14 protein-coding genes are annotated in these 12450 nt (G+C 47.7%); 4 read left to right on the forward strand and 10 right to left on the reverse strand.

The features are described from left to right. Positions 1 to 94: 94 nt before the first annotated feature. From AC50Y3_RS18550 to AC50Y3_RS18575, 6 genes are all read right to left on the reverse strand, one after another. Entirely contained in the window at positions 95 to 637 is a 543-nt protein-coding gene (locus AC50Y3_RS18550; protein ID WP_494820212.1) for a hypothetical protein, read from the reverse strand. A gap of 77 nt (positions 638 to 714) precedes the next feature. Continuing rightward, positions 715 to 1842 (reverse strand): DUF932 domain-containing protein, encoded by a 1128-nt coding sequence (locus AC50Y3_RS18555; RefSeq protein ID WP_494820213.1) that lies wholly within the window; start codon positions 1840 to 1842, stop codon positions 715 to 717. Between the two features lie 332 nt (positions 1843 to 2174). Continuing rightward, a complete protein-coding gene (locus tag AC50Y3_RS18560; RefSeq protein ID WP_494820378.1) occupies positions 2175 to 2597 on the reverse strand; it encodes a type I restriction-modification enzyme R subunit C-terminal domain-containing protein in 423 nt (140 codons plus the stop codon). 12 nt (positions 2598 to 2609) lie between these two features. Beyond that, positions 2610 to 3182 (reverse strand): hypothetical protein, encoded by a 573-nt coding sequence (locus AC50Y3_RS18565; RefSeq protein ID WP_494820214.1) that lies wholly within the window; start codon positions 3180 to 3182, stop codon positions 2610 to 2612. 265 nt (positions 3183 to 3447) lie between these two features. Further along, positions 3448 to 4521 (reverse strand): TadA family conjugal transfer-associated ATPase, encoded by a 1074-nt coding sequence (locus tag AC50Y3_RS18570; protein ID WP_494820379.1) that lies wholly within the window; start codon positions 4519 to 4521, stop codon positions 3448 to 3450. Continuing rightward, positions 4469 to 5677: an AAA family ATPase gene (locus AC50Y3_RS18575; RefSeq protein WP_494820215.1), complete on the reverse strand. Its 1209-nt coding sequence runs from the start codon at positions 5675 to 5677 to the stop codon at positions 4469 to 4471. Before AC50Y3_RS18575 ends, AC50Y3_RS18570 begins: the two co-directional genes overlap by 53 nt. A gap of 297 nt (positions 5678 to 5974) precedes the next feature. Between AC50Y3_RS18575 and AC50Y3_RS18580 the strand changes: the two genes are divergently transcribed. After that, the gene (locus AC50Y3_RS18580) at positions 5975 to 6613 is read left to right on the forward strand and encodes a nitroreductase family protein (protein ID WP_494820216.1); all 639 of its coding nucleotides are present in this window, start codon (positions 5975 to 5977) and stop codon (positions 6611 to 6613) included. 102 nt (positions 6614 to 6715) lie between these two features. On the opposite strand, the gene ndk is transcribed toward AC50Y3_RS18580, so the two are convergent. Both ndk and AC50Y3_RS18590 read right to left on the reverse strand, forming a co-directional pair. Next, a complete protein-coding gene (ndk, locus tag AC50Y3_RS18585) occupies positions 6716 to 7195 on the reverse strand; it encodes a nucleoside-diphosphate kinase (RefSeq protein WP_494820217.1) in 480 nt (159 codons plus the stop codon). Between the two features lie 146 nt (positions 7196 to 7341). After that, positions 7342 to 9141 carry a M3 family oligoendopeptidase gene (locus tag AC50Y3_RS18590; protein WP_494820218.1) on the reverse strand — a complete coding sequence of 600 codons (1800 nt, stop codon included), beginning with the start codon at positions 9139 to 9141 and terminating at the stop codon, positions 7342 to 7344. Positions 9142 to 9286: 145 nt separating this feature from the next. Between AC50Y3_RS18590 and AC50Y3_RS18595 the strand changes: the two genes are divergently transcribed. Both AC50Y3_RS18595 and AC50Y3_RS18600 read left to right on the forward strand, forming a co-directional pair. After that, positions 9287 to 9460, forward strand: a complete 174-nt coding sequence (locus tag AC50Y3_RS18595) for a YycC family protein (protein WP_494820219.1) — start codon at positions 9287 to 9289, stop codon at positions 9458 to 9460. Further along, positions 9457 to 9693, forward strand: a complete 237-nt coding sequence (locus AC50Y3_RS18600) for a hypothetical protein (RefSeq protein ID WP_475781146.1) — start codon at positions 9457 to 9459, stop codon at positions 9691 to 9693. The genes AC50Y3_RS18595 and AC50Y3_RS18600 overlap by 4 nt, the downstream gene beginning before the upstream one ends. 65 nt (positions 9694 to 9758) lie before the next feature. Here AC50Y3_RS18600 and AC50Y3_RS18605 read toward each other — a convergent pair whose 3' ends face one another. Together AC50Y3_RS18605 and AC50Y3_RS18610 are read right to left on the reverse strand one after the other, a co-directional pair. After that, on the reverse strand, positions 9759 to 10460 hold the full coding sequence (locus tag AC50Y3_RS18605) for a DUF2225 domain-containing protein (RefSeq protein ID WP_494820220.1): 702 nt from the start codon (positions 10458 to 10460) through the stop codon (positions 9759 to 9761). Positions 10461 to 10480: 20 nt separating this feature from the next. After that, a complete protein-coding gene (locus AC50Y3_RS18610; RefSeq protein ID WP_494820380.1) occupies positions 10481 to 10861 on the reverse strand; it encodes a globin domain-containing protein in 381 nt (126 codons plus the stop codon). A 476-nt stretch (positions 10862 to 11337) separates the two neighbouring features. On the opposite strand from AC50Y3_RS18610, the gene ylbJ reads away from it, so the two are divergent. Continuing rightward, entirely contained in the window at positions 11338 to 12441 is a 1104-nt protein-coding gene (gene ylbJ / locus AC50Y3_RS18615; protein WP_494820221.1) for a sporulation integral membrane protein YlbJ, read from the forward strand. The last annotated feature ends 9 nt before the right edge of the window (positions 12442 to 12450 follow it).

The following is a 12450-nucleotide window of genomic DNA, read 5'->3' on the forward strand; positions in this document are numbered from 1 at the left end:
TTCGAAACAAAGCTGCATTTAGCGCGGCAACGCAATCAATTTTGGAAGACAGTCTTAGTCTTTTACACCGGCTGTGTAGAGCCAGAAAAGCAATTTAGTGTACTTCAAGCGAAAATGGGAATAAAGCATCCATTGTTGTTATTCTAATCTCCGTTCCCAATTTCTCCTTTGCCAACAACATAAACCTTAATCTATCAGGCTTTTCAAAACGTCTTGCTCTCTTCACATCTACAAAAAATATCTCATCTTTGTTGTATACCAACATATCGAGTTTTGGTGAAACTGAATACCCCATTCGATTCCACTCTCTAGCTGTGTAAATAAAATTCTCTACATTTATATCTCCAATCAAACAGCGAATGAGATCATTGTTTTCGATATACTTTGATTTTCTTGCCACTAAATTGTAGTTTTTTACTATACCGTATCCTTCACTAATAAAATATTGGGAGGTCCAATACTCCTCCCAATCGTTATAATTGGATAAATTAGGACCTTTCCAATTCAGGGCTTCTTTTGGAATTGATTGTCTGTGAATTTTCCAAAGGAATTCTCGATAATGCGGAATTCTCATATCCGTTATCATAAGATTGCTAGTAGCCGTACCTGGAGGGAAGAAATCACTTAACTCATTCATACCTCTCTTTAACCCCCACATATATAATCATTCCTTTCTAACGGTTACAATGTTATTAATAACAATATTGTTTTCAACTACTTGAATTTTCTCTTATTTTCCAAAATCCAATTTACAAGTTCCCCACTGTTTTCTTCGATTTCGATTCGCTTTTGTATTTTTTTTTGCTGGGCATACTCTGTAAATAAATTAATAAAATCAAACATGCTTTGATTTGATCTCCATTGTGATTTGTATACCGCACCAGCATACTTATTCATATATTCAAAAATCTTCTCCGTATCGAATTCTATAAGAGTAGCACCTTTTAATTTTTTTCTTTTTTCGTGTTCTCCGGCGCTTAATGGTATAATTCTATAAACAAAATCAGATCCTCCTGCTTTAACAAATCGATATGCATCAAAATCGATATCTCCCAAACTTTTTATTAGCTTTGGAACAGTTTTTATCTTTTCTATAACCGGACCAACATTCTCATGTAACCGTTTATTAAAAGTTTCTTCATTTCCAATATGCCTTACTTTCCCAGCACTTTCATTGGACTTTATTACTAATCCATTAGCACAGATAAGACGATAGACATAGTATGAAGCAGTAATATAACCTTGACCGACCATACTGTTGCACAATTGAATACCTATTTGAGATTTATCGGTCCCATTTCCTCCACTCCCACGAATAATTCCTACCTCTAAGTTCTTAGATAGTAATCTGATATATATATTCGTATTAATACTGTAGCTCTCCACAAGATCGTAATCATTCTTTAATCTTGAGAATGTTTGAAATACATCATCAAGAAATCTTTTATTACTGTAAGGATAATAAGCATTACTGACAACACCGATCACAGTCATTGTAGATTCATCAAGAACAAAGTTATATTTCTGCAAATCCAAGTTTTTGAATTTTGATGAAAAATAGTCATTTATCACCAATGTTGTAAGACCTACCTCGTTGATACTGTTAATGAACCCAAAAGGTAATTTGCAAATGTAACAAAACTGCCTGAATCCTTCTTCATTAAAGTTCACATAATCACTACCAGAACCAAATAACTGATCATCTATAAATTTGGATTTCTTTTCTATGAATGCCAAAATCGGAACAAGGACTATTCTCTTCGATTCTGCTTCGATATAATCCGTCAAGCTATGTATATCCTCGAATTTTATTTCTCTTATACTCGATACTTGAAACCCCATAAACTCTTATCACCTCTCGAATGATCATAATTATTTATTTTCACCGATAGCAATTAAGATCTAGTAATATTTTCCCACTCCCAATTATATAGGATTAAATCTTTGTATTTTGTCGAAACGACGCTCATACAAACAAAAAAACGAACTATTTTTATTGTTGAAAAAACAAAACATGATCCAACATAAATTATTCGGGGTATACTTGTCTTCCATAGTTCAATTTTACGACAGCGACTGAGGACCTCCCGTCTCAAATTGCCATAAAAATAAGCCCGGCAGCAAACACCTGCCAGGCTAATTTCTAGTGCTACCATCAATCAAAGCTGTTACAATTACCCCGTTTTGACCTTAGCCGTTTCTTCGATTGAGTTCACGATCTTTACGATATTAAAAGCAGTCGACTCATCGAAGAGTCCCAGGACCCCGTCCTTATGCATTCGAACAAATGGTTCCTGTAGTAACTTCGCCGGCTCAAGCCCACCATTTTCGCAGAGATGATCGATAATCATATCGATAAACGTAATTTGATTTTCATTTAAATCGGTTTTTTGAAGCAGATCGGCGAATAGCTCAAGTGACGACTCTCGTTCTAACCCAAGCAGACTCCGTACAAATAGCCCAAACGAGCTTTCGCTTTCTGAGACGAACAGCTCGTTAAACTGTTCTTTTGTGCCTGGTTTTTCTGCTTCAAGCATCTCGGTAAAGGCTTCAATGTCCATCATGGTGATGGGCTTGTTCCGCCTGAGACGCTGGATCGCGACATGATCTTAGTGATCGCGGACGAACTTTCCAATGAACTCCCGATAATCCGTAAAATCAGCCGACACCGGTAAATCATCCTCGAAGGATACGGTACCGAGTTGATCTTGAAAATTGGTATGTACGATATCCTTTTCTTCATAATCAAGAAGCCGAATGAGTTCACGAATGATTTTACGGATTTCATTCAACTCAATTGCTGACGTACGCTCGAAGAAACGCAGGTCACGAATCGATCGAAGCATGTCGACGTGCTGAGCAACCTGTTGAACATTCCCAAGGCAACTATGCTGCAAATGCACGTGTAACAAGTCGATTCGCTTTTTATCTTCGGGTTCCTGATCGTACATAAGCGGCGCCATCGTTTTCGTTAAATCAAGCACCGCACGATCATCGAGAAACTCCCATTGCGAGGAATCACGATATCGCAACAGAATTGGCAAGTGAGGACCAACCGCGAAATAGTGTTCATCAATGTATGCAAGCTGGCTGACAAGTCCTGCAACGAGTTCCTTATGTATTCCTTGATACGGTGTCAGCTGATCCGGATCGATACCATCGCGTGTAAACTTGGTTGGCATTTTGACTGGTTTCACCGGTACCAGGTTTTTATCTTTTATCGCCCGTTCATACTCGTAAGCAAACGTTGGATTATGAGCTCAGGCAGCACCACAATTCCCTTCGCATTCTCATACCATCATTGAAAATAACGAATGTCTTCCCGCTACAGTAAATGCTTTCCTCTTAGCGTTTCACATGGTCAAATTATCAGTAAAGTTAAATATTCCACAGTTCAGATAATTATTAAATTATCTGAACTGGTAAAGATAAATATTCATCAGTTGGTTAATTATTAAACCTATACATTTCAATGACTCGCCTCGAACGATCGCGTAAGCGAGAGAGGTGCACGATAATATCAATGGCCGAGCCAATTTGCTGCCTAATTACGGCAATCGGCAATTCGGCGCCGCTCAGCACCATCGTTTCCAGACGAGCGATCATATCTCGGGCGCTGTTGCTGTGTCCGGTGGATAAGCTTCCATCATGTCCGGTGTTCATAGCAGCCAGCATATCGATTGCTTCGCCGCCCCGAACCTCGCCCACAACGATCCGATTTGGCCTCATTCGCAGCGAAGCTCGAATCAGCTCCTTCATGGCAATGGCACCCTTCCCTTCGGTGTTCGCGTTACGCGTCTCCAGCGAGACCAAGTTCGGAACCGAGCGAATTTGCAGTTCTGCTGCATCTTCTATGGTTACGATCCGCTCATCCTTCGGAATGAATTGGGTTAGCGCATTAAGAAAGGTTGTTTTGCCCGAGCCTGTCCCCCCGCTGATGAAAATGTTGTACTTCGCCTTCACAAGCTTGCCAAGCATCGCAGCGGCCTCCGAAGTAAGCGCCCCACGCGCGATCAGATCATCCATCAGCATCGGACGCTCGGGAAACTTTCGGATCGTCATGGTCGGTCCTTTCAAAGCAACCGGCGGCAGCACGATGTGTACCCTGGACCCATCTTTCAACCTGGCATCTACAATCGGTGTAGATTCATTCACTACGCGATTGACGCCCGCTACTACGGATTGAATCAAATCCTCCAGCCGTTCTTTACTTTCAAAAAAAATCGGTACCCTCAGCAGTTGTCCCCCACGCTCCACAAACATTTCCTTATGAGAGTTAATCATGATCTCCGTAACGGATGGATCGTCCATCAACGGTTGTATGAGATCCAAACCGCGAAAGGAATGAAACAGCCTTCGGACAAGTTGAATTTTCTCGCCCGCAGTAATCGGATGATCCACACACCACCGAAAAACTTCTCGTTCAATTCGCGAGCTGAACTCCTCGTCTGACATCGCGATTCCAAGCTCAAGCTGATTGCGAATTCGTTCCTTGAGCAGCTGGACTGTTTCTTCGTTCAGAGGCGACACTGGAATCACCTCCCGGCTTCAGCTCGCCAAGTTTGCCGAGCAGCGATTCAATAGCTCCGCGATACTGCGGAGCATCGAACCACCCGGTCCCACCCTGTTGTCCGAAAGCTGCCCATTCCTTTACAAAAGGCACAGAGGCTGTAATCGATAGTGAAGCCATCTTGCCGCTTTGCCATTCCGCTTCCGGACTGCCGAATGGCTTCAGCTGGATAAATCGAAATTTAGTCTTCGACGCCATAAAGGAAAGGCCAATCTTCTGTTCGCCATACTGCATAGCTAACTCTGTCTTGCGCAAGCTGCTCGGATCATTCGACAAGAGCCAGAGCACATGGCGGCTTGCATGGAACGCACCGTCGTGTACGGCATCCAATCGGCTGTCCAAATCAACCACAATCATGTCGTATTCCGCAGTTCCCTTAATGGCAGCGAGCAATCTCTCCGCTTGCTCAGCCGTAAGGGAGAGTCGTTCCTCCGCATTCTCGCATGGCACGATAAAATCAATGCCAAGCCAAGGATGACGTTTGCGCAGCGCAATAATTTGCGCAGCTGCTTTATCAGGAGCAGCTTGCAGCGCATACAACAAATTCGAGAAATCTTCCCGTCCATCTTTGCCATCCCAGAGCGGCGCTGCATTCCACTGCTCCAGGTTCAAATAAAAGACGCGAGCACCGCAAGCGGATGCCTGCCTTGCAAGCTGCAACGCAAGCGTCGTCTTCCCGATTCCACCTGCAGGGGAATACACCGAAATGATGCTTGTCCCGCCGGCCGCCCTATCCTCGCCACCCTCATCCACCAGCTTCACTGCATGCTGCTCAGACGAAGCATAAATGGCCGCGAACGATTGCAACAGCTGAGGCAGCGGCTGGTATTGCAGCACCTGATGCTTATGCTGCGAATATCCGATCTGCCCCACAAGCGCTGCCGATAACACGTTCTCCGTCAACTCGCCCAGCTCATCCAATAAGCTCGGCTGTGCCACGAGTAGATCTACGGCATATCCTCCGCGCAAATAGCTGCGAAGTGCTGCCGGATTCGTAAAGGCTGTTAATTGCCAGCCTGCTCCGAAGGAGCCCAGTCGAATAAAGTCGCCAAGTCGTTCAAGATAACTCGATTCTTGCACGGCTACAATGAGATTGCGCTTGCTCATGGATCAATCTCACACTCCTTTCTGCATCCTGAAGAATAAAAAGGACGCAAAAAAGCACCATAACTACGCAGATCATCTGCGCGTTACGGTGCTTCCGTAGCGTCCTTGTACAATTGACCATAATTTAACACATTTTTCTCATTGGAGTCAACCCGCGCTCGCACATTTTAAGAAGTTGACTTCCTAAATTTCGTAGTTGCTTATCTTTTGTAAGTGTACTATACTATTGTAAGTTAGATCTGATAAGTAAGTTACTTATTTTTACATTCATTCCATTTGGAGAGGGAGATACCTAAAATGAACCAACACAATACTGTAGCGGCACCATCCGCTGAGCAAGTTATGCGCGAGCGTCATTCCGTACGCCAATACAAAAGAGATGTAGTTATTCCTGAAACAACGTTGAACGAAATCCTTGAGCTGGCTGCAACTGCACCATCTTCCTGGAACCTGCAGCAATGGCGTTTCCTCGTTATCCAAGACCAAGCACAGAAAGATCTTGTTCGTCCGATCGCTTACGGCCAACAACAAGTATCCGACGCTTCCGCTGTTATCGTTATTCTTGGCGACTTGCAAGCGCAAATCACAGGCCGTGAAATCTTTGACGGCATGCTTGCAGCAGGTCATGTTTCGCAAGAAATCCGTGACAATATGGTTAGTCAAATCGAAGGCGCTTATTCGTTCGAGCAAGTTGCACGCGACGAAGCGAACAAGAATGCAGGTCTTGGCGCTATGCAGCTCATGCTGGCAGCTAAAGCTAAAGGGTACGACACGGTAGCAATGGGCGGTTTTGACAAAGCGAAGCTCGTTGAAGCATTGAACATCCCGGAACGCTTCATTCCGGTTATGATGATCGCAATCGGAGAAGCAGCTGCACCGGGCCGTCCAACTCCTCGTTTGCCGCTTAGCAAACTGGTTATCAACGAATCGTTCTAATTTTCTACCCACACAAACAAACAACTAATCGAGCACGTAATAACGAAAGCCCTCCTATCTCTCTAGACGAGATAAGCGAGGGCTTTCTTGTGTAGGACACAATTAATGAATCGAATGTTCATCCTGTGCCACAGCCGTTCCGCCAAATAATGGAGTCGGAGGCAGCGCAGCATGCTCACGGTCGAAGAACAATCCGATTTCGCGTGCAGCACTTGCATCCGAATCCGATCCGTGAACAATATTGCCCGAGATATCCATCCCAAAGTCGCCACGAATCGTCCCCGGCCCCGCTTCCACCGGATTCGTCTTGCCAATGATCGCACGTGCATTCTCAACGGCATGAGGACCTTGCCAGATCATGGCGCACACCGGTCCGGACGTTAAATAATCGACCAATTCGCCGAAGAACGGCTTTGACTTAAGCTCGCCATAATGCGTCTCAGCAAGCTTTCGGTCAATTCTGCGGAGCGATATCGCGGCCAGCTCGAAGCCCTTCTGCTCGAAACGTGTAATTATTGGGCCGATCAGCCCTCGCTTCACACCATCCGGCTTCACCATCACAAATGTCTGCTCTACTTGCATTCTCTCAAACCCCTTCCATAAGCGGACCTACCCATATCCTGATCCAGTGACAGAAAAACGGCGCCGTCACCCTTAAGGCCGCACCGTTCTCTATCCATCAGTATTCCACATTATGTCAGGTTTTATGCCTATCTCTCAATCAAACCTTATACTTCTTCGGTCAGAGCCAGGAACTCTTCTACGTCCGCCAAAGCTAGCTTGACCGCTTCACGCCAGAAGTCCGGTTCATCCAAACGTACGCCAAGATGCTTCTGCGCCAAATCCTCAACCGCCATCAAACCGGTATCGCGAAGCAGCGCGACATAGCGGTCCGCAAAGGACTCGCCTTCTTTCTTCGCTTGCGCATAGATACCGCAGCTAAATAAATACCCAAATGTATACGGAAAGTTGTAGAAAGGTACATCCGTCAAATAGAAATGCAATTTCGACGCCCAGAAATGCGGATGCAGCTTGCCCAGCGCACCGCTGAACCCTTCCTGCTGCGCTTCTTCCATGAGTTTGCACAGCTCGTCTTTGGTCAGCATCCTCTGCTTACGCTGTTCATAGAAGCTCTTCTCAAACAAGAAACGAGAGTGAATATCCATAAAATAAGAAACCGCATTATTCAGCTTATCATCGAGCAGCGCCAGCTTCTCTTCTCGGCTGACAGCAGCCTTCAGTGCGGAATCAGATACGAGCATCTCTGCAAAAGTTGACGCCGTTTCTGCTACATTGCTCGCATACTCCTGTGCCAGTGGCGGCAAATCATTCATGACATGCTGATGATACGCATGTCCCAGCTCATGAGCAAGCGTCGAAATGTTCGACGGTGTGCCGGAGTAGGTCATGAAAATCCGCGTTTCTTCACTCTTCGGGAACGAAGTGCAGAACCCGCCCGGACGTTTGCCCGGACGATCCTCCGCTTCGATCCACGCTTCGCGGAACGCCAAATCCGTAAACGATGCCAAATCCGGACTGAACGCACGGAACTGCTCCGTAATAAACGCCGCTGCCTCACTGTACGGCACTGTCTTGCTTGCAGAACCAAGCGGTGCGCTAACATCATGCCAGTCCAGTTGGGGGAGACCTAGCAGCTTTGCTTTGCGCTCCATATAGCGTACAAGGCGCGGCTTGCCTTCGGTTACGGCCGACCACATCGCATTCAGCGTAGCCTCGCTCATTCGGTTTATCGCAAGCGGCTCTTTGAGCGCCGAAACCCAGCCCCGCTTCTCGTACAGCTTCAAACGGAAGCCTGAGATGCGATTAATCGTATCTGCGCACAGATCTCCTTGCTCGGACCATTCACGTTCCCACTCTGCAAAAGCACTCTCGCGTACGCTCCGATCACTGTGACTAAGCCTATTATGCATTTGGCCGGCAGATAGCTGCTTCACGGCCCCGTCATTCTCGGTAACCTCGAATCGAATACGTGAAACGATCGTGTTATAGAAATCGCCCCAGCCGTGGTAACCGTCTACCGCCAGCTCCGCAGCCAGTGCTTCTTCTTTAGGAGGCAGCTTCTCTTTACCTGCTTCACGTCGCTCATTCAGTACGAAAGCAACCGGTGCAGCATCGGCCGAACGCAGCCAATTCCCCCAGCTCTCGTCGTCAGTCCGCAGCAGCAGCTCATCAAAATTTGTCAGTGCCCCGTTGAATTTAGCCGACAGGGTTTTGACCCGATCATTAAGCCCATTAGCCGCAGTATCCTTCATTTGCTGGGCTTGCAAGCAGCCTACGAACGAGTCTGACTGCCGAATCCGGAGCAGTATCGATTGAACCGCTTTCGTCCAGCCTGACAGCTGTTCCGATGAAGAAGGAGCACCGCTTGCAGACGCCGTAGACAGTTCTCGTGTCAGGACATCTATGTCTCGCTCCATCCCGCTTAATTCCTCGCTAAATGCGGCAGAGCCGGAACCTCCCGCATAGATATTTTCTAAATTCCATGTTGTGGGTAATGTTGATTGCATAGGAGCCTCCTATTTCTGCGCGTTGCGAATTCTATCGTCGCAGTGTATAACTGAATTATAACGTGATCATTGTCCCTTTTTCCATCCTATGCAGATCTGGGCGCTGCATATGCAGACAAGCCCCAAACGATAAGGAGTGTTTACGATGTCTCAACCACTGCAGCTTTCAGCGGAGACCGCGATTAAGCTGGCTAAGGAGTTGAATGTTCCGCTGGAGCATTTGATGCATATGCCAAAGCATATTTTGCTGCAAAAGATTGCCGAGCTCGCGAAGAATGCCGCTAACGACACAGAGGATAAAGGAGCTTCAACGCCGTGATTCCTTTTGAGCGTGCCTGGCCTTATGACATCATTATGAAAGACGTATATGTGCCGAGCTGCCCGTTCTGCAAGAAAGACAACGTCCTGCTGCCAATCAGACCCAAAGAGCTTGGCGATATTCGCACAGGCAAAAAAAGGCTTCTCGTCTTCCCCTGCTGCCATAACCGGGTAACCGTTATCGATGCGGATCAGGACTATCTCCTTACGGACACGACGCTTCGCCACGCTTGATCTCGGTTAACCAGAACATAAATAAGCCGCCCGAGCACCAAGGCTCGGACGGCTTTTTTTGATCCCTACGCGTTCATCGCGGCTGGCTCTTCCTCATAATTGTCACCAAACTGCTGCTGCTCGCGAAGCAGCTGCCATTGATCGCGGCATGCCCGGATCATGGAAGCATCCTCAATCCGCTTGTCATTGACAACACGCGAGAACCACTTTACTGCTGTATTCGGCTCGCCGATCCGCCGATTCAGCTCCCCAATCAGGTACATCAGCTTCGCATTGTTGAGTGAACCGCTCTCTGTCTCAAATACAGCGACGTAAGCATCCAGTGCATGGCGCAGAAACCGCAGCTCCTGCTCCTTCATATTCTCGTACCGATACAGCCATGCAATATGATGAAGGATACCCGCTATGACTCGCTCCTTCTCGTTGATAATGCCAGCGCAGAGGAGCGCAAGCTTGTAGCATTCCAGCGCCTGCTCCTTCGTACGCGTGCCGCCGTAATCGCGATAGCTCCAGCGGCTTCCCACCGTCTCCTGATAGAGACGTTTCTGCGCTTCCGTCATGGCTGTTTTGCCGTTCTCGGTTGAAGAGAATCCGCAGCGCGGACAAACACGCACGACATAGAAATCAGGATTACATTCCGTCTTGTAGTGGGAACAGAAATCGGTGTCCCGGCCGGATGGTTTCTTAAAGCTTGGGCGTACACGTGACGTCTTGTAGGTGGACTCACAGCAAATACATGTAATTGAAGTTAAATAAAGTGGATCCATTTCGTCACGTCTCCCTATTGTTATGGTTGTTGATTAACAAAGTGATGAGCCGGTCCTGATAAACGGTCAAGCATGGCTTCCTGCAGCCGGGCAGGCAAGTCTGTTTCTGCAAGGGCTTCCCGCATGCAACCAAGCCAAGCCTCCGCATGTTCTGGTGTTATAGGAAATGGCATATGCCTTGCGCGCATCATGGGATGTCCAAATTCATCGGAGTACAAAGAAGGACCGCCGAAGAACTGAGTCAGAAACATCGTCTGTTTCTCCATGACAGGTTGAATATTCGCCGGAAATAGAGGGCCAATCAATGGGTTCTTCAGAACCTTAGGATAGAAGGATTCTACGATGCCTTTAATTCCGGCAACGCCTCCGACAGCTTCATATATAGTACTATAGTTATTCATCGTCATTACTCACTCCGTTTTGTAGGTCTTTTGTAGCACTTCCCTTAATTATTTTAACATAAAATATGAACCTATAGGCGCACAAAAAAATGCCCTCTAGGAAGAGGGCATTACGGCAGTAGGTGTTGGTACGAATAAGAGTCGGGAAATTCAGCTTTCGTAATCCTCTTCTCCGGGAGCCATCAGGGACTCACGGATGACGTAGATGAATGCGCAGACGAGGATGCCAGCAATTATACTCATTAGTCATCACCTCAAGGCGTTCGATTGATGTAAGACAATTGTAGCATACCCAGAATAAAAATAACATCTAGTTTTGCAAGCGTTTTCTAAACTTTTTTACCCTATTTCCGGGCTTTTTAAGCCCCCTTTACACCCGCTATACAAAAAGCATTCTTTCGGACAAGTGATGTTTGTCCGCTCCCGCACATATAGCAGTAGTAGTAGGCATTTACGATTTCAAGGAGGGCCTCTGCGTGCATGTCGTTCGCTACTTGCTTCGCCCGTCAATTATCCCGGCTTGGTCAGCCGTTCTGCTCGTTCTGCTGATGATTGGCTTTCCCGCTGAGGCGCTGGGAGCTTCCATTCGGGGGCTATCCATCTGGTGGGAAGTGCTGTTTCCGGCCCTATTCCCCTTCTTCGTGATTTCGGAGCTGCTGCTTGGACTTGGCATCGTACATTTCTTCGGTAAAATCTTGGATCCGCTCATGCGGCCACTCTTTCGAATACCCGGGATAGGGGGGTTTGTTGTGACGATGGGGTACGCATCCGGTTACCCTGTCGGGGCAAGACTTACGGCCCAGCTCTGGGAACAAAAGCTCATCAACCGGTCGGAGGGCGAGCGGCTTGTGGCGTTTACGACAACCTCGGACCCCATTTTCCTCATCGGCGCTGTTTCCGTCGGTTTCTTCCACAATGTCGCGCTTGCACCGGTCCTGGCTGCAGCTCATTATGGCGGAGGCCTCATTATCGGGCTGCTGATGCGATTTCACGACCGTAAGGCGGAGTCGACGCTCCCCGCAGCGCCTAGCAGCACCGGGGGCAAGGGCAGCAGCATCGCAGCTGGAAAGCGAAAAAGCCGCCTCTCTGAGGCCATACACGCGATGCATTTCGCCCGCTTAATGGATGGACGCACATTCGGCGTTCTCCTTCAAGACGCCATACAGGCTGCGCTGCGGCTCATGATCGTAGTTGGCGGTCTCGTCGTTGTCTTCTCCGTGATCATGGAGCTGCTCCGGCAGGCCGGGGGCATCAATGTGTTGGCGCAAGGCGTCCAGTCCTTGCTCAGCCTGATTCATGTTCCGCCTGCTCTCTCTGATGCCGTAGTGAACGGCATCTTCGAGGTTACGCTCGGCGCGCGTTCCGCAGGCGCGGCAGTCAGCAGCGGCCTCGTCCACCAAGCGGCGATCGCCGCATTCATCCTCTCCTGGGGCGGCTTGTCCGTGCATGCCCAAATCGCCAGTCTCCTCAGCCATACGGATCTGCGCTATAAGCCTTTTCTACTCGCGCGATTATTACACGGCTGTATCGCCACTTGCTTAATCTATCTGCTTTGGGGTGCGCTCGGTCCGGCGCTTTGACATTGAATT

The organism is Paenibacillus sp. J22R98, from assembly GCF_059383835.1.